The 24,006-nt window shown below is 65.0% G+C and carries 30 protein-coding genes; 22 read left to right on the top strand and 8 right to left on the bottom strand.

Going from position 1 to position 24,006, the window contains the following annotated elements:
- Nucleotides 1-37 precede the first annotated feature (37 nt).
- The 11 genes from LSQ66_RS11385 (at nucleotide 38) to LSQ66_RS11335 (ending at nucleotide 7,635) form a co-directional block, all read left to right on the top strand.
- A complete protein-coding gene (locus tag LSQ66_RS11385) occupies nucleotides 38-745 on the top strand; it encodes an ABC transporter permease (protein WP_231769890.1) in 708 nt (235 codons plus the stop codon).
- Nucleotides 742-1,392, top strand: coding sequence for an energy-coupling factor ABC transporter ATP-binding protein (locus LSQ66_RS11380; RefSeq protein WP_231769889.1), 651 nt, complete (start codon nucleotides 742-744; stop codon nucleotides 1,390-1,392). The genes LSQ66_RS11385 and LSQ66_RS11380 overlap by 4 nt, the downstream gene beginning before the upstream one ends.
- 16 nt (nucleotides 1,393-1,408) lie before the next feature.
- Nucleotides 1,409-2,278 (top strand): substrate-binding domain-containing protein, encoded by an 870-nt coding sequence (locus LSQ66_RS11375; RefSeq protein WP_231769888.1) that lies wholly within the window; start codon nucleotides 1,409-1,411, stop codon nucleotides 2,276-2,278.
- 112 nt (nucleotides 2,279-2,390) lie between these two features.
- A complete protein-coding gene (locus tag LSQ66_RS11370) occupies nucleotides 2,391-2,921 on the top strand; it encodes a phasin family protein (RefSeq protein ID WP_231769887.1) in 531 nt (176 codons plus the stop codon).
- Nucleotides 2,922-2,990: 69 nt separating this feature from the next.
- Nucleotides 2,991-3,242 carry a hypothetical protein gene (locus LSQ66_RS11365; RefSeq protein ID WP_231769886.1) on the top strand — a complete coding sequence of 84 codons (252 nt, stop codon included), beginning with the start codon at nucleotides 2,991-2,993 and terminating at the stop codon, nucleotides 3,240-3,242.
- Entirely contained in the window at nucleotides 3,239-3,676 is a 438-nt protein-coding gene (trxC, locus tag LSQ66_RS11360; RefSeq protein ID WP_231769885.1) for a thioredoxin TrxC, read from the top strand. The genes LSQ66_RS11365 and trxC overlap by 4 nt, the downstream gene beginning before the upstream one ends.
- A gap of 5 nt (nucleotides 3,677-3,681) precedes the next feature.
- Nucleotides 3,682-4,461 (top strand): helix-turn-helix transcriptional regulator, encoded by a 780-nt coding sequence (locus tag LSQ66_RS11355; RefSeq protein WP_231769884.1) that lies wholly within the window; start codon nucleotides 3,682-3,684, stop codon nucleotides 4,459-4,461.
- A 30-nt stretch (nucleotides 4,462-4,491) separates the two neighbouring features.
- Complete coding sequence (locus LSQ66_RS11350; RefSeq protein WP_231769883.1) at nucleotides 4,492-5,439, top strand: hypothetical protein; 948 nt, start codon at nucleotides 4,492-4,494, stop codon at nucleotides 5,437-5,439.
- 63 nt (nucleotides 5,440-5,502) lie between these two features.
- Nucleotides 5,503-6,720, top strand: coding sequence for an MFS transporter (locus tag LSQ66_RS11345; protein WP_231769882.1), 1,218 nt, complete (start codon nucleotides 5,503-5,505; stop codon nucleotides 6,718-6,720).
- Nucleotides 6,717-7,337, top strand: a complete 621-nt coding sequence (locus LSQ66_RS11340) for a helix-turn-helix transcriptional regulator (protein ID WP_231769881.1) — start codon at nucleotides 6,717-6,719, stop codon at nucleotides 7,335-7,337. The genes LSQ66_RS11345 and LSQ66_RS11340 overlap by 4 nt, the downstream gene beginning before the upstream one ends.
- 40 nt (nucleotides 7,338-7,377) lie before the next feature.
- Nucleotides 7,378-7,635, top strand: coding sequence for a hypothetical protein (locus LSQ66_RS11335; protein ID WP_231769880.1), 258 nt, complete (start codon nucleotides 7,378-7,380; stop codon nucleotides 7,633-7,635).
- Here the strand turns inward: LSQ66_RS11335 and LSQ66_RS11330 are convergent, their stop codons facing one another.
- A complete protein-coding gene (locus LSQ66_RS11330) occupies nucleotides 7,636-8,805 on the bottom strand; it encodes a multidrug effflux MFS transporter (protein ID WP_231769879.1) in 1,170 nt (389 codons plus the stop codon). It abuts the gene before it with no gap.
- 139 nt (nucleotides 8,806-8,944) lie between these two features.
- On the opposite strand from LSQ66_RS11330, the gene epsC reads away from it, so the two are divergent.
- From epsC to LSQ66_RS11290, 8 genes are all read left to right on the top strand, one after another.
- A complete protein-coding gene (gene epsC, locus LSQ66_RS11325; protein ID WP_231769878.1) occupies nucleotides 8,945-9,874 on the top strand; it encodes a serine O-acetyltransferase EpsC in 930 nt (309 codons plus the stop codon).
- 127 nt (nucleotides 9,875-10,001) lie between these two features.
- Entirely contained in the window at nucleotides 10,002-10,553 is a 552-nt protein-coding gene (gene ssuE / locus LSQ66_RS11320) for an NADPH-dependent FMN reductase (protein WP_231769877.1), read from the top strand.
- A 10-nt stretch (nucleotides 10,554-10,563) separates the two neighbouring features.
- Nucleotides 10,564-11,535 (top strand): sulfonate ABC transporter substrate-binding protein, encoded by a 972-nt coding sequence (locus LSQ66_RS11315; RefSeq protein ID WP_231769876.1) that lies wholly within the window; start codon nucleotides 10,564-10,566, stop codon nucleotides 11,533-11,535.
- A gap of 8 nt (nucleotides 11,536-11,543) precedes the next feature.
- Entirely contained in the window at nucleotides 11,544-12,692 is a 1,149-nt protein-coding gene (gene ssuD / locus LSQ66_RS11310; protein ID WP_231769875.1) for an FMNH2-dependent alkanesulfonate monooxygenase, read from the top strand.
- Between the two features lies 1 nt (nucleotide 12,693).
- Nucleotides 12,694-13,461 carry an aliphatic sulfonate ABC transporter permease SsuC gene (ssuC, locus tag LSQ66_RS11305; RefSeq protein WP_231769874.1) on the top strand — a complete coding sequence of 256 codons (768 nt, stop codon included), beginning with the start codon at nucleotides 12,694-12,696 and terminating at the stop codon, nucleotides 13,459-13,461.
- A 9-nt stretch (nucleotides 13,462-13,470) separates the two neighbouring features.
- Nucleotides 13,471-14,268, top strand: coding sequence for an ATP-binding cassette domain-containing protein (locus tag LSQ66_RS11300; RefSeq protein ID WP_307730257.1), 798 nt, complete (start codon nucleotides 13,471-13,473; stop codon nucleotides 14,266-14,268).
- 77 nt (nucleotides 14,269-14,345) lie between these two features.
- Entirely contained in the window at nucleotides 14,346-14,912 is a 567-nt protein-coding gene (locus tag LSQ66_RS11295; protein ID WP_231770096.1) for a YceI family protein, read from the top strand.
- A gap of 5 nt (nucleotides 14,913-14,917) precedes the next feature.
- Entirely contained in the window at nucleotides 14,918-16,678 is a 1,761-nt protein-coding gene (locus LSQ66_RS11290; RefSeq protein WP_231769873.1) for an amidohydrolase, read from the top strand.
- Nucleotides 16,679-16,684: 6 nt separating this feature from the next.
- Here the strand turns inward: LSQ66_RS11290 and LSQ66_RS11285 are convergent, their stop codons facing one another.
- The 5 genes from LSQ66_RS11285 to LSQ66_RS11265 form a co-directional block, all read right to left on the bottom strand.
- Nucleotides 16,685-17,263, bottom strand: a complete 579-nt coding sequence (locus tag LSQ66_RS11285) for a chromate transporter (RefSeq protein ID WP_231769872.1) — start codon at nucleotides 17,261-17,263, stop codon at nucleotides 16,685-16,687.
- On the bottom strand, nucleotides 17,260-17,829 hold the full coding sequence (locus LSQ66_RS11280; RefSeq protein ID WP_231769871.1) for a chromate transporter: 570 nt from the start codon (nucleotides 17,827-17,829) through the stop codon (nucleotides 17,260-17,262). The genes LSQ66_RS11285 and LSQ66_RS11280 overlap by 4 nt, the downstream gene beginning before the upstream one ends.
- Nucleotides 17,830-17,883: 54 nt before the next feature.
- Nucleotides 17,884-18,063, bottom strand: a complete 180-nt coding sequence (locus LSQ66_RS11275) for a hypothetical protein (RefSeq protein WP_231769870.1) — start codon at nucleotides 18,061-18,063, stop codon at nucleotides 17,884-17,886.
- Nucleotides 18,064-18,414: 351 nt separating this feature from the next.
- Nucleotides 18,415-18,999 (bottom strand): response regulator, encoded by a 585-nt coding sequence (locus tag LSQ66_RS11270; protein WP_231769869.1) that lies wholly within the window; start codon nucleotides 18,997-18,999, stop codon nucleotides 18,415-18,417.
- Nucleotides 19,000-19,332: 333 nt separating this feature from the next.
- The gene (locus LSQ66_RS11265; protein ID WP_231769868.1) at nucleotides 19,333-19,983 is read right to left on the bottom strand and encodes a phosphohydrolase; all 651 of its coding nucleotides are present in this window, start codon (nucleotides 19,981-19,983) and stop codon (nucleotides 19,333-19,335) included.
- Nucleotides 19,984-20,048: 65 nt separating this feature from the next.
- On the opposite strand from LSQ66_RS11265, the gene LSQ66_RS11260 reads away from it, so the two are divergent.
- Nucleotides 20,049-20,678 (top strand): LysE family translocator, encoded by a 630-nt coding sequence (locus tag LSQ66_RS11260; RefSeq protein WP_269449171.1) that lies wholly within the window; start codon nucleotides 20,049-20,051, stop codon nucleotides 20,676-20,678.
- Here LSQ66_RS11260 and LSQ66_RS11255 read toward each other — a convergent pair.
- Complete coding sequence (locus LSQ66_RS11255) at nucleotides 20,675-21,340, bottom strand: YceI family protein (protein ID WP_231769867.1); 666 nt, start codon at nucleotides 21,338-21,340, stop codon at nucleotides 20,675-20,677. The two genes, LSQ66_RS11260 and LSQ66_RS11255, sit on opposite strands and share 4 nt — an antisense overlap.
- Before the next feature lie 396 nt (nucleotides 21,341-21,736).
- Between LSQ66_RS11255 and LSQ66_RS11250 the strand changes: the two genes are divergently transcribed.
- Both LSQ66_RS11250 and LSQ66_RS11245 read left to right on the top strand, forming a co-directional pair.
- A complete protein-coding gene (locus LSQ66_RS11250) occupies nucleotides 21,737-22,438 on the top strand; it encodes a glutathione S-transferase family protein (protein ID WP_231769866.1) in 702 nt (233 codons plus the stop codon).
- 11 nt (nucleotides 22,439-22,449) lie between these two features.
- On the top strand, nucleotides 22,450-23,073 hold the full coding sequence (locus tag LSQ66_RS11245) for a glutathione S-transferase family protein (protein WP_231769865.1): 624 nt from the start codon (nucleotides 22,450-22,452) through the stop codon (nucleotides 23,071-23,073).
- Between the two features lie 66 nt (nucleotides 23,074-23,139).
- Here the strand turns inward: LSQ66_RS11245 and LSQ66_RS11240 are convergent, their stop codons facing one another.
- Nucleotides 23,140-24,006, bottom strand: a complete 867-nt coding sequence (locus LSQ66_RS11240; protein ID WP_231769864.1) for a CheR family methyltransferase — start codon at nucleotides 24,004-24,006, stop codon at nucleotides 23,140-23,142.

The following is a 24,006-nucleotide window of genomic DNA, read 5'->3' as shown; positions in this document are numbered from 1 at the left end:
TGACAGGCAGGCCGATATCCCCGAAGGAGGCCCACTGATGTCCTTGATGGACGCGGTGGCCACCGCTTTCCGCCTGCTGTTCACGGGAGACCCCGTGCTCTGGAATATCGTCTGGATTTCTCTCAGTACCAGCATCGCCGGCCTGCTGATTGCCACGCCCTTTGCCGTGGCGGGCGGCTACGCCATCGCCATGCACCAGTTCCCCGGCCGCCGCCTCGTGATCTGGCTGGCGCAGGCTGCGCTCTCCCTGCCCACCGTCCTGATTGGACTCCTGCTTTATCTCCTGCTGTCGCGCCATGGACCGATGGGCGGACTGCAATGGCTGTTCACGCAGTCCGGCATCGTTGCGGGACAGGTGATCATCGCGCTGCCGGTGCTGATGGCGTTCACGCTGGCGGCCGTGCAGGCGGCGGACCCGCGCTACGCGGAAACGGCCATCGCACACGGCGCCTCGCCGCTGCGCGTCATGGCCACGCTGCTGTACGAAGTGCGCTTCGGCGTCATGGCCGCCATCATCAGCGGCTTTGGCCGCGTGATCTCGGAAGTGGGCTGCGCCATGATGGTAGGCGGGAATATCGCAGGCTACACGCGCACCATCACCACGGCAATTGCGCTGGAGACCAGCAAGGGCGAGTTCGCCCAGGGCATCGCGCTCGGCATTGTGCTGGTCGCGCTCGCGCTGGCGATGAATGGCGCCATGATGCTGCTTCAGGGCGACGCCCACGCGGCGAAGGGGCGGACATGACGCTCCTCGCATTCCGCCATCTCGCCAAGCGCTACGGCGGCCAGCTCCTGTTCTCGCTGGAGGACTTTTCCATCGATGCCGCCACCGCCTATGTGCTCACCGGCGTGAACGGCGCGGGCAAGAGCACGCTGCTGCGCGCCCTGGCCGGGCTGGCGCAGGCCGAAGCGGAAGGCCTGCGCTTCATGGGCGAGGACATGCAGCTCAAGCCCTACCCGCGCGCCATGCGCGACGCCATCGTCTACGTGCACCAGCATCCCATCATGTTCTCGACGAGCGTGGAGGACAATATCGCCTACGGCCTCAAGGCGCGCGGCATGCCGCAGGCAGCGGTGCGCGAAGCGGTCGGGGAAGCCGTCGAGTGGGCCGGGGTAGGGCACCTGCGCGGCCACAAGCCGGCCCATTTGTCCGGCGGCGAGAAGCAGCGCGTGGCGCTGGCGCGGGCGCGCGTTCTGCAGGCGCGCCTGCTGCTGCTGGACGAACCTACCGCAAACCTCGACGGCGAGGCGCGCGAGCAGGTCATCGCACTCATTCCGGACCTGGTCAAGGCAGGCAGCAGCATCATCATGGCCTGCCATGACCGGGACCTCATCAACCTCCCCGACGTGCGCCGCATGAAGCTGCGCGATGGACGGTTGGAGTTCCGTTGAGCGAAAGGAGCAGCACATGCGGCGTTACGTTCTGATGATGGCAGCCTTGCTGGTCCTGCAGGGAAGCGCCTATGCCCAGCAGGTCATCCGCCTCTCGACCACCACCAGCACCGAGAACTCCGGCCTGCTGGCGTATCTGCTGCCCGCCTTCGAGGCGAAAGCCAATGCCAAGGTGCAGGTGATCTCCGTGGGCACCGGCAAGGCGCTGGAGCTGGCGAAGAACGGCGATGTGGACGTGACCCTGGTGCACGCCCGCGCCGCCGAGGACAAGTTCGTGGCCGAAGGCTGGGGCGTGGACCGTCGCGATGTGATGTACAACGACTTCATCGTTGTCGGCCCCTCCGGCGACCAGGCGGAGATCCGCGGCAGCCGCGACGTGCTCGCCGCCTTCCGCAAGCTCGCGGGCAGCACCTCGAAGTTCGTATCGCGCGGCGACAATTCAGGTACGGACATCATGGAAAAGAGCTACTGGAAGCAGGCGGGCACGCAGCCCGCCGGGGCGCGTTACGTGTCGGCGGGCCTGGGCATGGGCGAGGTGCTGAACATGGCCGCCGAGCTGCAGGCCTACACGCTGACCGACCGCGCCACGTACGGCGCCTACCAGGCCAAGACGGGCCTGGTGGTGGCGGTGGAAGGGGACCCGAAGATGTTCAACCCCTACGGCATCATTGCCGTGAACCCGGCCCGGCATCCCGGCGTGAACTACAAGGGCGCGAAGCAGCTGATCGTGTGGATCACGTCGCCCGAGGGCCAGGCGAAGATCGCCGCCTTCAAGCCCGTCGGGCAGCAGCTCTTCTTCCCGTCCGCCAAATCGGACAGCGGCGGGTGCATTGTCCATACCCGCACGTTTGAGCGAGATCATGGTGCGGGGCCGTGCAGCCCTTAGCCTTGTGTTTCCGTCGCGATCCCCGCGGCGGAGTCAAAACACAACAGAGGCTTCCATGTTCCCATTCCCTCAATCGGTTACGCCAGCCGCAAAAAACCACTTACAGGCGCAAATGGCGTTCTTCAACGATCTTTCCCGCTCGCTGATGCAGACGGCGCAGCAGTATGGCGAGCTGCAGCTGCAGTTCGTCCACACCATGTTCGAGGACAGCTCCGCCACCGGGCAGGCGCTGATGAGCGTCAGCCGGCCCACTGAACTGTTCAGCATCACGGCCGCCCAGGCGCAGCCGGTGGCCATGCGGCTGCGGGCTTACCAGCAGCAGCTATCGCGCATCACGGCGGACAGCCAGAACGGTATCATCAAGGTCACGGGCGACCATGCCGAGGAAACGACGCGCACGGCGCGCGAACTTACGGACGAGGTCACGCGCATCACCTCCGAAGAAACCGAACGCACGCTGCGCCAGCAGCAGGACGCCATCCGCCAAATGGCCAATCCGCTCGAGAGCATTATGGACAGTGCGGCCCGCCACGCCCGCGCGGCCATGGGCGAGGCTTCCGATATGGCCCAGCAGTCCGTTCAGGCGGCGCAGAGTGCGGCGTCCAAACAGCCGCCGCGCAAGGAGCAGCACCAGCCCGGCTGACCCCGCGAGCCATGCGCTGCCGCACGATTGGCCTTGCTAGACTGGACGGCAGGTCAATCGGGGGAGCGCATGGAAGAGTTCATCGGTTTTCTGGAATGGCCAGCCATGGCTGCCTCCTTGCTGGCGGCCTGGCTGGTAGGCTCGCGCAGTGCGCACCGGCGCCTCGCGGGCTTTGTCGTTTTTCTTATCAGTAATGTGTTGTGGGTGGTGTGGGGCTGGCAGGACGACGCCTGGGCGCTGATCGTATTAAACTGCTGCCTTGCCGCGACCAATATCCGCGGCATCGTGAAGAACGAAAAAACGGACACGGACACACCATGAGCGAATCCCTCCACATCGTCTGCCCGCACTGCGACGCCGTCAACCGCGTGCCCGCGCCCAGGCTGGACGAAGACCCCAATTGCGGCGCCTGCAAGCGGCAGCTGTTCACCGGCCATCCCGCCGATCTGTCGAGCGCGCGCTTCCTGAAGCATATCGAACGCAGCGACCTGCCCGTGCTGGTGGACTTCTGGGCCCCGTGGTGCGGCCCCTGCCGCACAATGGCGCCTTTCTACGAGCAGGCCACGCAGCGCCTGGAGCCGCGCTACCGCGTCGTGAAGGTCAACACCGAAGAGGCGCAGGACATCGGCGCCCGCTACGCCATCCGCAGCATCCCCACCCTGGCCCTGTTCCGCAACGGCCGCGAGATCGCGCGTCAGCCGGGCGCCATGGATACCAACAGCATCCTCGGCTGGGTGCAGCAGAACAGCCGCTGAGCGCCATGCCTTCGAACTTCGGCAGGCCGCTGCTCACACTTTCGCTGGGCGACCTGGTGGTCAGCGAACACCTGCACGCGCCGCATGAGCAGATCGGGCTGCACCGCCACGAGCAGCCCTATATGTGCATCGTGACCGCGGGCGCATACTCTGAAATCAGCCGCAGCCGCACATTGCAGCTGAAGGAGGGCGCCGTGCTGGGCCATCCCGAAGGCGAACAGCATGCCAACAGCTTCGGCGCGGACGGCGGACGCTGCCTCAACATCACGCCGCAAGGCGCATGGCGCGACAATGCAGCCTGGTCCGACTGGCTGCAGGACCGCGCGGCCGCGCCGGGCAGCGCCGGTCCCGCGGCCATGATGCGGCTGAAGCGCGAGCTCATGGCCAATCCGCATCCCTTCAGCATCGCCGCCGCACTCTTCGAGCTCATGGCCGGCGACGCCGACCGCTGCCGCCAGGGACCGGTGCCGGCCTGGCTGCGGCGCGTACGCGAAGGCATCGATGCCGCGCCTTCTGCGGCCCACGGGTTGACGGCGCTGGCGGGCGAAGCCGGAGTGCATCCTTCCCATCTGGCGAAGGCCTTCCGCCAGTGGACGGGACAAAGCATCGGCGAATATGCGCGCCGCCAGCGCATCGAAGCGGCGCTCGAAGAGATCGGCCACGCGCCCCTCGCCGAGATCGCGGCAAGGCACGGCTTCTCCGATCAGGCACACTTCACGCGCGCCGTGCGCCAGGCCACCGGGCTCACGCCACGCGCATTCAAAAAAGCGCGGCAAGTTCAATAACGGGAAGAAATGCCGTGCTAGTCTGGCGGCATGAAAATCCTCACCGCTCTCCTCTTATCGCTTCCATTGCTGGCCCATGCGGACGGCGCCGCCTTCCGCCGCGAGCTGATCCAGGGCAACGTGAAGGCGGCCCTGCAAGCTCCCGTCGAAGGCAAGGACGCCGTGGCCGCGCAATGCATGAAGGCGCGTTTCGCCCAGCCCCCCGAACAGACCGCAGGACCGGAAGGCCCCATCCTGAATGCTTACCGCCGCTATTGGCACAGTCTGCTGCTGGGGCAGGCCGGGAAAACCGAGGCGGAAGCGGCACTGCTTGGCGACCTGCGCAGGCTGGTGCCGGGCGAATGGAAGGACCTCGATGCGGCGAGCGAAGCGGCGCGGGCCACGCTGGAGCGCCAGGGTCTGCACGCGCTGGCTGGTGTGACGCATCCCTACTATGAGCTCATGGTGTGGCGCTCCAATACCTCGCAGGAATATGCCGTGCAGTTGCCCGAGCGCGCCGCGCAGGTGAAGGTGGTGATGATGGATGGCTTCATCTCGCGGGGCTGGCTCAGCTACGCGAGCTGCGAACGCTTCGGCGCAGGCGGGTGGACGGCAAACGGCACCTTGTATGCGCTCGCCGAACGCTACGATACGGCCAGCGACAAGTTCCGCATCAGCTATCTGGCGCACGAAGGCCAGCATTTTGCCGACAACGAGGACTATCCTGCCCTTGAACAGCCGGAGCTGGAATACCGCGCCAAGCTCACGGAGCTGGTCCTCTCCCCGAATCCGCAAACCCTGTTCGAGCATTTTTCGCAGACGGCGCAGGCTGGCCGCAAGGCGCCGCACTCCCACGCGGAATACTGGCTGGTGCAGCGCCTGCGCGGGCATGCTGGCGGCCCTGGTCTGGGCGCGGCAGCCCGCGCCTTGCTTGCCGAAAGCTCGGACCAGGCCCGCAAGGCAGGGGCGGCCACCGTCAAACGCTTCCTGCCGGACTGAGCTTGCATAGATAAGTAAATAAAAATATTTACTTATTGTCGGGGCAGCAGTATAGTGGCAGACATGAAAAACAGTCTGCTCATTGCCGCAGCTTGCCTCATGGCGCTGCTCTCCACGGTCGGCGCCTCCTTGCCGTATCCGATCCTGCCGCCGCTGTTCGCTGCCGAGGCCGCGAACAGCCTGAACAATTTCCTGGGCCTGCCGCCCAAGCTGCTGTTCGGCATCGCCTTGACCATCAACCCCATTGGCCTGCTGATCGGTGCGACCTTGCTGGGGCCGCTCTCGGACCGTTACGGCCGCCGTCCAGTGCTGCTGACGACGGCCTTCGGCGGCGCGGCGGGACATGCCCTGACGGCGGTGGCGCTCGTGATGCATTCCTACCCGCTGTTCATTCTCGCCCGATTCGGCACGGGTCTGATGGAAGGGAACGGCTCGGTGGCCCGCGCACTGCTGGCGGACAAGCTGGAAGGCCCGCTGCGGGTGCGCGCGCTCTCCTGGCTGAACGGCGCCTTCTATGCGGGCTGGCTGGCCGGTCCGCTGCTCGCGGGCGCCACGCTGGGCTTCGGTATCACCGTGCCTTTCATGGTGGCCGTGGCGGCCCTGGTGCTCGCCGCGCTGCTGGTGATGGCGGCGCTGCCGCCACAGGCGCCATCGAGCGATACGAGTTCGCTGTGGCAGGTGGCGCGTCAGCGCCATGCCCTGAACCTGCTGCGCTTCCCGGAGCTGCGCATGCTCTTCATCGTGCAGCTCGCGGTCTCCTGCGGGGTGACGGCCTTCTATTCCTATTATCCGCTCTGGCTGGTGGAAGTAGGCAGCTTCGATACCCCTTCGATTGCGGCAGCCAATATGGTCATGTGCGGCATCATGACGGGCAGCTCGCTGATCGCGGGCCGGCCCAGCGAGCATGAGCCGCTGCGGCGCGCCGCATGGTTTGCCTGGGGCGTGGCGGCCGCCGTTGCAGGCGTCGCGCTTGGGAACCTGTGGTTCGGCCTCGTTGCCATTGCGCTCTTCGGCATTCCCAACGCCTTCTTCAATGCCATCGTCCAGGGCTGGGCCGCGGAGCGCTTCAGTGCGCACGGGCAGGGCGCTGTCATGGGCCTGCTCTCCACCACCTTCTGCCTCGCCAGCATCCTCACTTCCTTGGCCGGTGCGCTGCTCTCGCTGGCCGACACGCGCCTGGTGCTGGGCCTGGGCGCTGTATTGTGCGCATGGTCCGGCTGGCGCATTGCCGCCTGGCGCGGCGAGCTGGCATGCCTTTCCGCAAAAGGAGCGACATCGTGAATACCGCCGACCAGGTTCTCTTCCTGCTGAAAACGCGAGGCCCGAAAACGGCGCAGCAGCTGGCGGACATGCTGGAGCTCACGTCGATGGGCGCACGCCGCCATCTCGAAGCGGCCGAAGAAAAAGGGCTGGTGCGCTACGAGGACGTGGCCGAGAAAGTCGGCCGCCCCTCGCGGCGCTGGCTGCTGACCGACGCGGGCCATGCCCGCTTCCCGGACCGCCACGCCGACCTCACGCTGCAACTGATCACGCAGGTACGCAGCCTGTTCGGCGAAGAAGGCATGGAGAAGTTGATCCTCGCCCGCGAGCAGGCCAGCGAGGAGTTCTACCGCAAGAGCGTGGGCGACAGCGCGCCGCTGGCGGGCAAGGTCGAAGCGCTGGCCATGGCGCGCGAGGTGGAAGGCTATATGGCCGAGGTGGAGGCGCAGCCCGACGGCAGCCTGCTGCTGGTGGAGAACCATTGCCCCATCTGCGCTGCCGCCCGCGAGTGCCAGAAGTTCTGCCGCTCGGAGCTCGACGTTTTCCAGCGCGTGCTGGGACCCGGCTGCAAGGTCGAGCGCACCGAGCATCTCCTCTCCGGCGCCCGCCGCTGTGCCTATCGGATCGTACCCGTCTGAAAGCTGGTGTTAAAGTAGCAAAAACAGCAAGGGAGGACGTATGGCAAACGATGAGGACCGCCGCCAGTTCGTGGCCGAGGTATGGCGCCGCTTCGAGGAAGTGCAGAACTGGGCCATTGCCAACTGGCCGGACAAGGAACATCCCCTCACCACATCCGATTTCGTCGAAGGCCGCAAGGAGATCCTCGGCCTCGGCCTGCCGCCCTCGCAGAAGCTGCGGCAGGAGCCGGAACCGGCGCCCGAGCCGGAGCAGGGCGGTCCCCAGTATCTGGACGTGACGCCCGCGCCCTGGCCCTGATCAGTTTTTCGGCTGCGCGAGCATCCAGGCCAGCAGGCTCCCCAGCAGGCAGCCCGCCACGCCGCAGGCCAGCTTGAAGGCGCTGTCGAAGAGCAGGGGCGCCACCAGGCCGGATACCAGCGCGAATAACGTCATCTGGATGAAGGACTGCAGCGAGGCCGCGAGGCCGCTGTGGTTCGGGAACAGGTTCATCGCGATCAGCGTGAGCGGCGGCATGGCGATGGCGAGCGACAGGGAATAGAAGAACAGCGTCAGCACAGCCCAGGGCACCTCCGCCGGGAAGATCCAGGTATAGGCCACATTCACGCCTGCGGCCAGCGCCATGCCCGCATAGCTGATCCACACCAGCTGCACCTGCGAGAACCGGTGCGCCAGCTTGCCGGACATCGCCGAACCCACCACCATGCCCGAGACCAGCGGAATGAACAGCCAGCCGAAAGCCGTTTCCGGCAGGTGCAGGATGTTCATGATGAAGTAGGCCGCCGAGCCGATATACAGCGCGAAGCCGCCGAAGGCCATGCCCAGCGCGGCGGCGAGCAGCAGGAACTGCTTGTGGCGCAGCACGCGCAGGTAGTTGCCCGCGATGGTCTTGAAGTGGAAGGGATGGCGGTTCTCCACCGGCAGGCTTTCGGGCAGCCAGCGGTAGACGGCCACAAACATCACCACGGCGAACAGGGTCAGGAACCAGAAGATGGAGCGCCAGCCGAAGGACACCTGCAGCCAGCCGCCCAGGATGGGCGCAATGGCGGGCGCCAGGCCGAACACCATCATGATATGCGCGAGGATCTTCTGCGCCTCGGCGCCGCTGAAGCGGTCCTGCACGATGGCACGGCCCACCACGGAGCCCGCGCCCGAGGCCAGGCCTTGCAGCACGCGGCAGACGATCAGCATGCCCAGCGAACCGGCCAGCGCGCCGCCCACCGAGGCGATCACATACAGCACCAGCGACCACAGGATGACGGGACGGCGCCCGAAAGTGTCCGACAGGGTGCCGTAGAACAGCATCATGAAGGCGAAGGTGAAGAGGAAAAGGCTCAGCGTCTGCTGGATGGCCAGGGGGCTCGCATCGAAGGTTTGCGCGATCGCGGGGAAGGAGGGCAGGTAGGTGTCGATCGCCAGGGGCCCGACCATCGTCAGGCCGGCCAGGAGCACGGTCAGCAGAATATTCATGGATGGAGTATCGTTGTGCGGCCCGGTATTGTACGTCAAGCTTTCAATATGCATAAAACGTATATCCAAGCACGAAAAATGTCCTTCGTTTCGGAGGGCCGTTTCAGTAATCTGGACTATTGCACTTTTCATTACCGCCATGACCATCGACACCTTTGACGGCACCAGCGTGAAGCCCGCGCACTGGGATCTGGACCAGGTCGTGCGCCAGCTGCGCGTTTCGCGCGAGGCCACGCACAATATCCGCCACCAGCGCCGCATCCGCGAGCTGCCGTCGCGCGAAGCGCTGACGACCATCGTCAACGGCCTGTCCGCCGTGCTGTTCCCCACGCATTACGGACGGCCCAACCTCACTGACGAGAGCATCGACTACTTCGTCGGCGATACGCTGAACACCACCCTGAACCGGCTCACGGAACAGGTGCGGCGCGGCCTGCAGTTCGCGGACAGCGAAGAGGGCATGGACGAGGCCATGCTCACCCAGCGCGCCCACGACATCACCCGGTCCTTCGCGGCCAGCCTGCCGGAGATCCGCGCGCTGCTGGTATCCGACGTGCAGGCAGCGTATTCGGGCGACCCGGCGGCGACGTCCATCGCGGAGATCATGCTCTGCTATCCGGGCACCATCGCCATTCTCTACTACCGCCTTGCGCACCGCCTGCACCAGCTGGGCTCCCCCTTCATTGCGCGCATGATCTGCGACATCAGCCATTCGCTGACGGGCATCGACATCCACCCGGCGGCGCAGATCGGCGGCAGCTTCTTCATCGACCACGGCACCGGCGTGGTGATCGGCGAAACGGCCATCATCGGCGAGCGCGTGCGCCTGTACCAGCAGGTCACGCTGGGCGCCAAGCGCTTCCCGGCCGACGCGTCGGGCGCGCTGATCAAGGGCACGCCGCGCCACCCCATCGTGGAAGACGACGTGGTGATCTATGCGGGCGCCACCATCCTGGGCCGCATCACCATCGGCGCCGGTTCCACCATCGGCGGCAACGTATGGCTCACGCAGAGCGTGCCTCCCTGCTCCAACGTGACACAGGCGCAGATCCACAACGACTGCAAATAAGCTCTTAACTTATTCGGAAAAATCATTCGAACGAATCCGGATATGGTTGTGCGAAACAATTCGTTCTGATTTTTCGTGTGCGGCCTTAGCCTGTATCCATTGCAGGCAAAAACAGGACGCACACATCATGAGCATTCTCCTCCTCGGCGGCAGTCCGGCTACCCCCTCAAGCTCGGGCCGGCTGCTGCAACACATCGGCGACCGCCTCGCGGCGCACGGCCACCGCACCTCCAGTCTCCGGGTGCGCGAGCTGCCCGCCCAGGCACTGATGCTGGCGGATGTTGACGATGCGGCGATCCAGCGTGCGCTTGCAGCAGTGGCGACGGCCCATGCGGTCATCATCGCAACGCCGGTCTACAAGGCGGCTTACGCTGGCGTCTTGAAGGCTTTCCTCGACCTGTTGCCGCAAAACGGCTTGTCGGGGAAGGTTGTCCTGCCGATCGCCACCGGCGGCAGCCAATCTCATTTGCTGGCACTCGACTACGCACTGCGGCCCGTGCTCCATGCCCTGGATGCGCGCCAGGTATTGCCGAGCATCTTCGCCACCACCCACCAGCTGCAATGGAACGAGGACCATGGCCTCACCATCGCGCCGCCGCTCGCGGCGCGTGTGGCGGCTGGCGTCGCGCATCTGTCGGAAGCCCTTCAGGATCATCGCTACAACAACATCGCTGCATAAGGAAAAATCAATGACAACGCATTTCGATCGCCGTGCGGCACGCCGCCGCACACTGGGCCTTCTGTTTGCCGGCGCCGTGGCTGGCGCACTGCCCGCAGGCGCCCAGGCGCAGGCAAAGTCCGTCATCCGCATCGGCTACCAGAAATACGGCACCCTCACTTTGCTGAAGGGGCGCGGCACGCTGGAGAAGCGGCTGGCGGAAAAGAATGTAACGGTGCAGTGGACGGAGTTCCCCGCCGGGCCCGTGCTGCTGGAAGGCCTGAATGTGGGCAGCATCGACTTCGGCACTGTGGGCGAGGCGCCGCCCGTTTTCGCGCAGGCGGCGGGCGCCAACCTTGTGTATGTGGCGCATGAGCCGCCGTCGCCTGCCAGCGAAGCGATCCTGGTGCATAAGGATTCGAAGCTGCGCAGCGTCGCCGACCTGAAAGGGCGCAAGGTCGCGCTGAACAAGGGCTCGAATGTCCACTATCTCCTGCTGAAGGCGCTGGAAAAGGCTGGCGTGGCTTACAAGGACGTGCAGGCGGTGTTCCTGCCGCCCGCCGATGCACGCGCAGCCTTCGAGCGCGGCGCGGTGGATGCCTGGGTCATCTGGGATCCCTTCCTTGCGGCCGCCGAGAAGCAGCTGGGGGCTCGCGTGCTGGCGGATGGCAAAGGCCTGGTCGCGAACCACCAGTTCTACCTGGCTTCGCGTCCTTATGCGGAGAAGAATCCGGACCTGGTGCGCATCGTGATCGAGGAGCTGGCCAAGGTGGACGAATGGGGGCTGAAGAACCAGAAGGAGGTGGCGGCCATCCTCTCGGCGCAGACCGGGCTCGATACCGGCGTGGTGGAACTGGCGGCGGCGCGCTACGCCTATGGCGTACAGCCTGTGTCGCCCGGTGTGATCCAGGAACAGCAGAAACTGGCCGATGCGTTCGCGGGCCTGAAGCTGATTCCCAAGCCGATTGCGGTGAAGGACGCCGTGCTGCCGTACAAGCTCTAGGAGCAGCCATGGCCCCCAACATTTTCTGGTTCATTCCCACGCACGGCGACAGCCGCTACCTCGGCACCTCGCAAGGCGCCCGCGCCGTGGATGCCGACTACCTGAAACAGGTGGCCGTGGCCGCCGACACGCTGGGCTACGACGGCGTGCTGCTGCCGACAGGCCGCTCCTGCGAGGACGCCTGGGTTGTCGCATCATCGCTCATCAACGCCACGAAGCAGCTGAAGTTCCTGGTGGCCGTGCGCCCGGGGCTTTCCACGCCGGGCCTGGCGGTGCGCATGGCTTCCACCTTCGACCGCCTCTCCAACGGCCGGCTCCTGATCAATGTGGTCACAGGCGGCGACCAGCAGGAGCTGGAAGCGGACGGCCTGTTTGCGGATCACGCGAAACGCTATGAGATATCGGATGAATTCATCCGCGTCTGGCGCGGTGCGCTGTCGGGCGAGGGCGGGGCCGAAGGCTTCGACTTCGAGGGCAAGCATATCCAGGTGAAGGGGGCGAAGACCCTGTATCCGCCGGTTCAGCAGCCATACCCGCCTCTCTACTTCGGCGGCTCCTCGGAAGCGGCGCACGAGCTGGCGGCGGAACAGATGGACGTCTACCTCACCTGGGGCGAGCCGCCTGCCGCGGTGGCGGAGAAGCTGGCGGACATCCGCGCCCGCGCCGCGCAGCGTGGCCGCAGCCTCAAGTTCGGCATCCGCCTGCACGTGATTGTGCGCGAAACCAATGAAGAAGCCTGGCGCGCGGCGGAAAAGCTGATCAGCCATCTGGACGACGACGTCATCGCCAAGGCACAGGCGGCGTTCGGCAAGATGGACTCCGAAGGCCAGCGCCGCATGGCGGCCCTGCACGGCGGGCGGCGCGACAAGCTGGAGGTGTCCCCCAATCTGTGGGCAGGCGTGGGCCTGGTGCGCGGCGGGGCGGGAACGGCGCTGGTGGGCGATCCGGAGACCGTGGCGGCGCGCATCCGCGAATACCAGGAGCTGGGCATCGAGACCTTCATCTTCTCCGGCTATCCGCACCTGGAGGAATCCTACCGCTTTGCGGAACTGGTCTTTCCCCTGCTGGGCAAGGGGCGCCAGCCCGGCGAGCAGTCGCTGACCGGGCCCTTCGGCGAAGTGATGGCCACCGATATCGTTCCGAAGAAGGCTGCGTGACATGGGCCTGCGAGGAGTGAAAAGGACGCTTGCGCCATGGCTGCTGCCCATTGCGCTGCTGCTGGGGTGGGAACTCGCAGCGCGCATCGGCTGGCTGTCCAGCCGCATCCTGCCGGAGCCGTTTGCGGTGGCGCAGGCGTTCCTCACGCTGGCGGGATCCGGGGAACTGTGGGCCCATCTCAAGACCAGCCTGTGGCGCGCCATCAGCGGCTTTGCCATCGGCGGCGGGGCAGGGCTGGTGCTGGGCCTTCTCACCGGCAGCTTCCGCAGCGCGGAAACCCTGCTCGACACCACGTTGCAGATGATCCGCAATATACCGGCGCTGGCCCTGATTCCGCTCGTGATCCTTTGGTTCGGCATCGACGAAACGGCCAAGCTTTTCCTGCTGGCGGTGGGCGTGTTCTTTCCCGTCTACCTCAACACTTTCCACGGCATCCGTACGGTCGATGCGGGCCTGGTCGAGATGGCGCGCAGCTATGGCCTGAAGGGCTGGGCGCTCTATCGCGAAGTGATCCTGCCAGGCGCGCTGCCCTCCATTCTTGTCGGCGTGCGATTCGCAATGGGCCTGGTGTGGGTGCTGCTGATCGTGGCCGAAACGATTTCCGCGCAGGCAGGCATCGGCTATATGACGATGAACGCACGGGAGTTCCTGCAGACCGACGTTGTCCTTGTCGGCATCCTGCTCTACGCCCTGCTGGGCAAACTCGCGGACCTGCTGGCGCGCGGACTCGAAACCTGGCTCCTCGCCTGGAATCCCGCCTACCGATAAGGAGAAAGCATGTATCCAGCCTCAATTCCCGTCGATACCGAACTGTTTGCGTTTGTTTCCGATCCGCCTGCGCGCGGCCGCCCGCTGCGGCGGCAAGGGATGAGCGTCAGCCTGCAGCAGCTGAGCAAGGCGTATGGGGAGCGGCGCGTGCTGGACCAGATCGGGCTCGAACTGAAGGCGGGCGAGTTCGTAGCCGTGATCGGCCGCAGCGGATGCGGCAAGAGCACGCTGCTGCGCGCCATTGCAGGGCTGGAGGACGCCGAAGGCGCCATCCGCATCGGCAGCGGCGACATCGATGCGGACACCCGCCTCATGTTCCAGGACGCCCACCTGCTGCCCTGGAAAACGGTGCTGGAGAACGTCGCCCTGGGACTGCCGCACGGCCTGCACGCGGCCTCGCGGGCGCTGGCCGCCGTGGGCTTGGCCGAGCGCGCGGAGGCCTGGCCGGCGCAGCTCTCCGGCGGACAGCGCCAGCGCGTTGCCCTGGCGCGCGCTCTGGTTCATGAGCCGCAGCTTCTGCTGCTCGACGAGCCGCTCGGCGCCCTCGATGCGCTGACCCGCATCGAAATGCAGGAGTTGATCGAATCCCTATGGCGGTCGCTCGGTTTCACCGCCGTGCTGGTGACGCACGACGTGCAGGAAGCCCTGGCGCTGGCGGACAGGGTGCTGGTGATCGAGGACGGGCGCATCGCCCTCGATATCCCTATCGAGCTGCCGCGCCCCCGGCTGCGCGGCAGCTCCGGTTTCGCGGCGCTCGAACAGCGCCTGCTGGGCCAGATTCTGGGTCATCGAGAATTTCGATCATAGAGCGGTAAATTTTCCGTTTTTTAATATTGGAGGCGCCGCGCATAATTCGCTCCATCGACAACCCATTGGAGCAAATGATGAAAAAACTGATCGCAATCGCACTCGCCGCAGGCATTTCCCTGTCCGCTTACGCGGCGCCGGAAACCTTCGTCATCGACAGCACGCACACCTTCTCGCGCTTCTCCTACAGCCACTTCGGCTACTCCACCCAGTCCAGCCGGTTCGACGCCACCAGCGGCAAGATCGTGCTGGACCGCGCCGCAAAGACCGGTTCCGTGGACGTGACCATCGACACCAAGTCGGTCAACACCGGCTACCCCACCTTCAACAACCACCTGCAGGGCGAGGACTTCTTCGATACCGCGAAGTTCCCGGCCATCAGCTACAAGTCCACGAAGTTCAACTTCAAGGGCGACAAGCTGGCCTCGGTGGAAGGCAACCTGACCATCAAGGGCATCACCAAACCCGTGACGCTGGAAGTGACCTCGTTCCAGTGCATGGAACACCCGATGCTGAAGAAGGAAGCCTGCGGCGCGGACGCCATCGCGAAGATCAAGCGCACCGAATTCAACGCGGGCAAGTACGCGCCCTATGTGGGCGATGAGGTCACGCTGACCTTCGCCATCGAAGCCGTCAAGGAGTAATCGCCATGAAACGGATGATGTTATCGGCCACCTTGCTCGCGGCGGGGCTCTCGGCGGCCCAGGCGACCGACCTGATCGTCACCAACGGCAAGGTCGCCACCATGACGAAGGAGGGCGCATTCGCCCAGGCAGTCGCCATCAAGGATGGCAAGATCACGGCGGTGGGCAGCAATGCCCAGGTGCTCAAGCAGAAGACTGCCGGAACCCAGGTGATCGATGCGGGCGGCCGCACCGTGATTCCGGGCCTGAACGACTCGCACCTGCACATCATCCGCGAAGGCCTGAACTACAACGCGGAGCTGCGCTGGGATGGCGTGACCTCGCTGAAGCAGGCGCTGGCCATGCTGAAGGAGCAGGCCGCGCGCACGCCGGAAGGCGCGTGGATCAAGGTGGTGGGCGGCTGGAACGAATACCAGTTCGAGGAAAAGCGCCTGCCCACCCTGGCCGAGATCAACGAAGCCGTGCCGGACAAGCCCGTGTTCCTGCTCTACCTGTACGGCCTGGGCTTCCTGAACAAGAAGGGCCTGGAGGTGCTGAACTACGATGCGAACACGAAGTACAAGGACGGCGTGGTGGAGCTGGATGCGAACGGCAAGCCAACCGGCCTGCTCGTGGCGAAGCCGAATGCCATGATCCTGTACACGACCCTGGGCAAGACCGGCGCGCTCACCCGCGAGCAGCAGCTTAACTCCACGGAGCACTACTACCGTGAACTGAACCGCCTTGGCGTGACCAGCGCCATCGATGCGGGCGGCGGCGGCCAGGCCTACCCGGACGACTACGCCGTGAGCCTGGAGCTGGCGAAGAACGGCAAGCTGACGGTGCGCACCTCCTACTATCTCTTCGCGCAGAAGCCGGGCAAGGAGCTGGAAGACTATCAGCGCTGGCTCACGCTCACCAAGCCCGACCGGAACGACCACCTGTTCTACGCCAACGGCTACAACACGGAAGGCGGCGGCGAGAACCTGGTGTGGAGCGCGGCGGACTTCGAGAACTTCCTGGAGCCGCGTCCGGACCTGCCGCACGAGATGGAAGGCGAGCTGGAAGCCGTGCTGCGCCTGCTGGTGAAGAATCGCTGGCCCTTCCGCATCCACGCCACCTACGGCGAATCCATCGACCGCGACCTGGCCGTGATCGAGAAGGTGAACAAGGAGGTGCCGCTGAACGGCCTGCGCTGGTTCTTCGACCACGCCGAGACCATCACCGACGGCCAGCTGGCCCGCGTGAAGAAGCTGGGCGGCGGGGTGGCTGTGCAGAACCGCATGTACTTCCAGGGCGAGGCCTACTGGAAGCGCTACGGCGAGCAGACGCGCCAGATGCCGCCGATCCGCAAGATGCTGGAGATGAAGATCCCCGTGGGCCTGGGCACGGACGGCACCCGCGTCAGCAGCTACGGCCCCTGGCCTTCGATCTACTGGGCGGTGAGCGGCAAGACGGCAGGCGGCCTGCAGATCTGGCAGCCGAGGGATGTGCTGACCCGCTACGAAGCGCTCAAGCTCATGACCCAGGGCAGCGCCTGGATGAGCGGGGAAGAGAAGCTGAAAGGCGTGATCGCAAAAGGCCAGTACGCCGATCTCGTGATCCTGCCGAAGGACTACTTCACCATGCCGGTCGAAGAGATCCGCAAGCTGGAAAGCGCGCTCACCATCGTGAACGGCAAGGTGGTGTACGCGGGCGCGCAGTTCGGCCAGTACGCCCAGCCCCTGCCGCCAGTGCTGCCTGAATGGAGCCCCGTGAAGTACTACGGCGGCTACCAGAACAAGTAAGCGCGTTCAAACGAGGCCCAGCGCGCCCGCAATGGCGCCTGCGGCCAGCACCCACAGGATATGGATGCGGGTGCGCCAGATCAGCAGGCAGCTCGCCACGGACAGGGCCCACAGCGGCCAGTCCGTGGCGGGATTTCGGTTCGCGCTGCCGAGGATGATGCCGGTCGAAACGAGCATGCCGATCACCAGCGGCGCCATGCCCTGCTTGAAGGCCCGCACGCCGCGCAGCTCGCGGTTGCGGTGGCTCCAGGCGGTGGTGACCAGAACCAGCACACTGCTGGGCAGCATGATGCCGACCATGGTGATGACCGCGCCGAGAATGGCGGCGGCATAGCTGCCCGTGTTCAGCCCCACGGCCCATCCCATCAAGGCGGAAAAGAGCACGTTCGGACCGGGCGCCGCCTGCGCAATGGCGATGGCGTCGTTGAACTGGGTCTGGGTCAGCCAGCCATGCTGCTCCACCAGGTAGCGGTGCATCTCGGGCGTGGTGGAGATGGCGCCGCCCACGGACATGAAGGACAGCAGCATGTAGTGGACGAAGAGATCGAGCCAGTCGTGCCAGCTGAGGACAATGTAGGCGCTCATGGTTTCAGGGCCCGGTATGTGAGCACGCAGCCCAGGGTGCCGAGAATGGCGAGCACCGTCAGCATGGGCATGCGCAATCCGGCGATGCAGATCACCGACACCACGGTGATGCCCAGCGTAAGCGGCAAGGGCAGGGGATGCCGGTTCAGGGTGACGGCGAGCTTGATGCCGGTGGCGGCGATCATGCCCGCCGCCACGGCGGCCATGCCGCGCAAGGCGCCCGCCACGGCGTCCAGGTTCGAAAAGTGATGGTAGACGGAGGCCAGGCCGATCACCACCAGCATGGGCAGGAGAAGCATGCCCAGAAGCGCGCTCAGGGCGCCCGGCAGGCCGAAGTAGCGGTTGCCGATGACGAGGGCCAGGTTGACGACGTTCGGTCCCGGCATGGTCTGCGCCACGGCCCATTCCTCCACGAATTCTTCCGGCGTCATCCAGCGCTTGCGCTCGACGACCTCGCGCTGCACCACGGGCAGCACGCCGCCAAAGCCTTGCAGGGCCAGGATGGTGAAGGATACGAAGAGATCGGTCAGGGACTGCGGGCGGGGACGGTCAGGCGCGGGATTCATTCTGCCATTATCCGCCTCGCCGCCGGACGTGTCCATGCGGCAAACCACGTAGACTTAGCCGCCACCGATGCCTTCGGTAATGATGCCGGTGCCGCCGCAATAGCTGCAGTCCTTGCCGTCCGGCGTCTTGCCGCTGCCGTTGCACACAGGGCAGGTGTCGTCGCCGCTGCCGGGTGTGCCGGGGGCGGCTTCATCGCCCGGACTCAGGGGCGGGGATGGCTTCTGTTCATTCATGATTCGCTCCGGCTACTTATGCACAAAAATTGCAAATACGAAACAAGGACTAAATTTTTGTAAATATGTGGCTGTGACAATTCGTGAGAATTTAAGTGCTTGATTTTATTGGGATTTGGTTTTGCCTGCGGAACGGGCAGTTTGTTCGAAATGGCGTCGTTATGGGCTGTTTGGCCTGTCAAGGTGCCCTTATCAACAAAGATATCCACAAGCTGTGTGGATATCGCAAAAAGTGGTTTGAAATCCGCGACTTAGCTAGTCTAGCAGACGCCCGCGGAGGGCGAAGCGCGCTTGATAATGGAACTTGCGGTCAGTTGGCAGCAGCTTAAGTGCTGTACGTGCATACAGTATTCAGGCCTGGGCGGCTGCGAGCTGGGCTTTCGTTTCGTCCAGTTCCTTCTGCAGGGCTTCCAGCTTGCGGTGGGATTCGAGCAGGCTCTGGTAGCCGCGCAGGGAAGCGATGACGGTGGTGAAGAGCTTGCGCGTGGTGAGGTCGGTCTTGCACCAGAAATCGTTGATGTCGTAGTCGAGGATGATGCTGTGCTCCAGCGCCTGGCCCGGCTGGCCGGTGCGCAGGACGATGCGCACGAGGTCGTTCTTCAGTTCGTCGCGGATGCGCTTGGCCACCTTCAGGCCCGCGTCCGTGGTTTCCATGATCACATCCAGCAGCACGAGGGCGATGTCTTCCTCGGTGCGCAGGATGTTGAGCGCCTCGGCGCCGCTGTAGGCGTGCAGGAAGCTGAGCCTGCGGCCCATGAATACAGCGTTGCTGAGAGAGAATTTGGTGACGACATGCACGTCCACGTCATCGTCGACGATCAGGACGCGCCAGGGGGCGGGGCCGTTGGCAGCAGGCTGCTCGGCGGCGGAAGCGGTTGCATCGTCGTCAATCATCCAGGTGTCGCTGGACTCGTCATCAGGAACTTTTACGTCCATCTGTAGGCCGCTCCATAGAATGCTGCGCGCTTGTGATGACACTATTCCTCAGCGGAACTTTTGTCAAAGACTTCCGCGCAGCTGTGCACAGGCCCCACACATGCGGAAAAAATTTTACAGGCGTGGTCGCTATGTTAACTGCCGCACAAATCGCCCCGCCAAGTCATTGATTTTTATGGGATTAATTTTTGCCTTTTGAATGGGCATTTTATTGGAAGCCGCACCGATACTGGCTTTGCGGGCTGTCAAGCCCCTGTTTTCCACATCCTTATCCACAGCAGAAGTGGATAAGTAAAAAATGGGCTTAGTAAACGCCAGTTTAGCGCGTTTACATCAGAAATCACCTTGCATCGGCGGCGGGGTCTGGATGGCCTGCTTCAGGCGCTCCAGCTCTTTCAGGAAGCGCTCGCAGGCGAGGCCGGGCGGCCACGGTTCCCAGGCCTTCTCGCCATAAAGCGGCTTGAGGGGATCGTCCGGCAGGGGCTCGGCCATGATCTTCAGCGTCTTGCGCACCTCCTCGCGCGACCAGCCCACCACATGCACGGCCTCGCTGGCGGCGGCCAGGCGGTCGGCGCGCTTGTGGATGCGGTGTTCGCGCGTGGTCCAGGCGGGCAGGCCGTAGCGGCGGAACACGGCCTGTTCCAGGCGCTTGCTCAGCTCGCGGAACCGTTCGCCGAGGAAGGGCTTCAGCACCGAGATGCAGTCGAAGCCCAGCAGGCCTTCCTCGGCGTCGTGCAGCAGTTCGCGCAGCTCGATCACGGGATCGAGGCGTTCGGTGGACCACATGCGGCGCAGCTGCATGACCGTGATGGAGTGCTGGGCCACGGAGAGCGGCAGCGGCCAGGCGGAGTGTCCGCCCCAGCGGTAGGTGCGGGCCAGGCCGAGGGCAAGGTCGGCATCTTCCCAGTCGAAAGGGGTGGGGTCCAGCAGATCGAGCCGTTTGCCGGACGGCATGCGCACCCAGGCGCGGGTAGTCGTGTTCATGGCCGCTATCCTACCTTGTCCGGGAGGACGGTATGATTACGGGCTGAACAATTGTGGAGCCGCCCGTGCTGATCTCGCCCGAACAATGCCTTGGTTTTCTCGCCGTCGCTGTTGCCGTCACCGCCTCGCCGGGGCCGGACAATCTCATGGTGCTGAGCGTGGGCATGTCGCGCGGGCGCAAGCAGGGCATGGCCTTCGGCCTGGGCTGTGCGCTGGGCTGCCTGAGCCATACCTTGCTGGCCGCGCTGGGCGTGGGCGCGCTCATAGCGGCCTCTCCGCCGGCCTTCACGGCCTTGAAGGTGGCGGGCGGCCTCTATCTCGTCTGGCTCGGTTTCGGCGCCCTGCGCAGCCGCGGAGGCGCGCGCGTGGGCAGCGCGGCGCTGCCGGACGAATCGCTGGGCCGCCTGTTTGCCAAAGGCCTGCTGGCGAACGCCATCAATCCCAAGGTCATTCTCTTCTTCCTGTCCTTCCTGCCCCAGTTCGTGGTGGCGGCGCGGGGCGATGTGGCCTGGCAGACGGCGCAGCTGGGCCTGCTCTTCACGGCACAGGGCTGCCTGCTGTTCGGCCTGCTCGGCTATTTTTCCGGTTCGGTGGGCGCCTGGATCAACCGCAAACCCAGCGCCGGGCTCTGGCTGGACCGGATTGCAGGCGCCATCTTCGTCGGCCTCGGCCTGCGCATGCTGCTCTCGCGCTAGCGCGCCCGCAAGTCGAAGCGCAGCTCCATGGCGTCCTGCACCTGGAGGGCGCCGCCCAGCACGGAGAAGGGGACGATACCGAAGTCGCTCTGTTTCAGCACGAAGGCGCCGCTCACTGCCATCCCGCCGCTGCCGGCGCCGATGGCGGCGGGCACCGCATAGCGCCGCGTCTGGCCGTGCAGGCTGATATCGGCGTTCACCATGCCCGGTGCTGCCGCTTCCACGGCCACGGCGACCCATGGATAGCGCTCCGCTTCCACCACCTTCCTCAGCATGTTGTCGCGCGTGCCGGCAACGGCGTCGGCCGAGGGCTGGCTGGCCAGGCCTGCGGCGCTGCGCAGCGCCGCTTCGTCCACCGTCAGCTGGTCGAGGCGGAAGCGCAGGGCGGCGCGTCCGCTGCCGGGCATGATCTCGCCTTCGATGGCGCGGGCCGCCAGCACATGGTCATGGCCCAGCAGCGCGAAGCGTCCGCCGCGCCGGACCACGATGGTGATGAGCGAAGCGGCCGGGTCGATGCGCAGGACCTCCCCGTGCAGCCGCGGCAAGGCGGCTGCCGGGGACGCAGGGGCAGCCTGGACGTGCAAGGCGGCCGGCCCTGGCGCGGGCTGGCTGCAGGCAGCCAGCAGTACCGGGACGAGGATGCAGCCGTAAATTTTTTTCATACCGTGACTTTTGGAGAGTATGTTACCGCTATCTTTGTACTATCGTAGAGCTTGATGGGGTGTCATGACTGCGTCATATGGACGTGGGACGATGCTTCTGCTCTTTCAAATCTCTCCCGATTTGAATCCCTTCACCCGCACCGATGTGCGGGTTTTTTTTATTCCCGGCCGGACTTAATGAAGTCCTAAGCCTGCATTGCGCGATCGGTGGCAAAGTAGCACCCATACCGTGCGCGCAAGTGCGCGGCAGGTTGCCGGATTCCTCAATCCGGCACGGTTTCCTTGAACATCCCCGCGCTTTCTCCAATAAGCGTTTCGACCGGCACTTTCCTCCAAAAGCGGCCGGTCTTTTTTTTCGCTATGATTTCCTATTCATCTGATAGCGAGGGGATTGGCATGATCGAACTGTACACCGCACCTACGCCCAATGGGCACAAAATCTCAATCGCGCTCGAAGAGCTGGGCCTTCAATACACCCTGCACCAGCTGGACCTCTCCGCCAAGGAGCAGAAGGAACCCTGGTTCCTCGCGATTAATCCCAACGGCCGCATTCCCGCCATCGTGGACCGCGCCAACGACAATTTCGCCGTCTTCGAATCGGGCGCCATCCTGATCTACCTGGCCGAGAAGACGGGCCAGCTCATGCCTTCCGACCCGAACGGGCGCTCGGTGGTGCTGCAGTGGCTGATGTTCCAGATGGGCGGCGTCGGACCCATGATGGGACAGGCCAATGTGTTCTACCGCTACTTCCCCGAGAAGCTGCAGGGCGCCATCGACCGCTATCAGGGTGAAAGCCGCCGCCTGTTCACGGTGCTCGACGAGCGGCTCAAGGACAACGAGTACCTTGCTGGCGGTTACTCGATTGCCGATATCGCCAACTGGGCCTGGGTGCGCACCCATAAATGGTCCGGCGTGTCCACCGAGGGCCTGCCGCACCTGCAGCGCTGGCTGGAGCAGATTCGTGCCCGCCCGGCCGTGCAGCGCGGTATCATGCTTCCACCGTCCAATGTGCTCGACCGCGCCGACGATGCGGACAAGGCGGAGCAGTTCGCGGCCGAGGCGCGCAATATGCTGGAGACGGGACAATCCAAACAATAAGGAGACCAGGGATGAAGCTGTATGTGAGCGCGCGGGCGCCGAATCCGCGCCGGGTAACCATGTTTGCCGCGGAAAAGGGACTGCAGATCCAGCAGGAGGAAATCGACATCCTGAACGGCCAGCACCGCAGCGAGGCGTATCTGGCGAAGAATCCGCTGGGCCGCGTGCCTGCGCTGGAGCTGGATGACGGCAGGGTGCTGTGCGAAACGCGCGCCATCTGCACTTACCTGGAGGGCTTGCAGCCGGAACCGAACCTGATGGGACGGGACTTCGAGGAGCGCGCCTTTATCGAGATGTGGGACCGGCGCGTGGAGTTCCACCTGCATCTGCCCATCGTTCACGCTGCGCGGCATACGCATCCTGTGCTGGCGGTGTTCGAGAAGCCGCAGATCGCGGAGTTTGCCGCGGCGCAGGCGGAACGGCTGCGCGAGGCTGCGGGCTGGCTGGATGGGGTGCTCGGCAAGCAGCCTTATATGGCGGGGGAGCGGTTTACCATTGCGGATATTACGGCCTTCTGCGCGCTGGAGTTTGCAAAGGGGCTGATCAAGTTCAGGCCGGGGCAGGAGGGGTTTGCCAATCTGCAGGCTTGGAGGGATCGGATTGGGGAGAGGGAGAGTGCGAAGGCTACCCTATAGCCGACTGTGGTCGGTTGCTGACTGGGACACCGGGGACAGACCCCGTACGGGGTCTGTCCCCTGCGTTCAGGCGACGCGTTTGTACCAGGGGTGCTGGGGGAGGGCGGGCTGGTAGCCGGTGGGGAGTTCGGCGCTGTCCAGCAGGCGGTCGACGCCCAGCACGCCCAGCACCGCCAGGCTTTCGTGGAACAGGTGCAGCACGCGCTGGCGCAGCAGCGGGCCGAAATCGGGCAGCGCGCGGCGGCACACGATCAGCTGGAATTCGTTGAACGAGGCATCCGTCACCAGGTTGTATTGCGCCCAGGTGATGCGGTTGCGCAGCTTGGGCAGCAGCACCGCGTCCTTTCCTTCGATCTGGAAGTAGTCGGCCAGGTTCCCCGTGCCGCCTGCCATCTCGTAATTGCGCTGGCATTGCGGCAGCTTTTCGGCCGGAATCACGGCCTGCGCCGCTTCCTCCAGCAGGTCGTCGCTCGATACCGTGGCATAGATCTCCGTGCGCCACAGCAGCTGCTGTTCGGCGAGGATGACGGCCGTCGTCCATGCCTGTTCCGCGCCCGCGCAGTCGGCCAGCCACACCCGCGGCAGGGCCGCGCCGGGCAGGCAGTGCGCCGCCACGTCGCGCAGCTGCGAGGCTTCCTGCGGATCGTCGAACATCGCCGCCGGCGGCACGCTCAGCGCGCGCAGCAGGGCGCTGCAGGTGTTCAGGTCGTGCAGCACCCGGTCCTGCAGCTGCGACAGCGTGCGCAGGCCGCGCCGCTGCATGAGCGCGAAGAGCTTGCGCTTGATGATCAGCCGCTCATGGGAGCGGAAGTCGAAGCCGAAGCGCTGCACCACCGCTTCCAGCAGCAGCTCCAGCTCCAGGGCTTCCACCTCCGGCGACGAATCGCGCCGGAGGTCGGCCATCTGCGCCATCTGGTCGGACTCGCTTTTCAT

This window comes from Massilia endophytica (assembly GCF_021165955.1).
GTDB lineage: Bacteria > Pseudomonadota > Gammaproteobacteria > Burkholderiales > Burkholderiaceae_D > Rugamonas > Rugamonas endophytica.
This window is presented reverse-complemented; position numbering and strand designations above follow the sequence as displayed.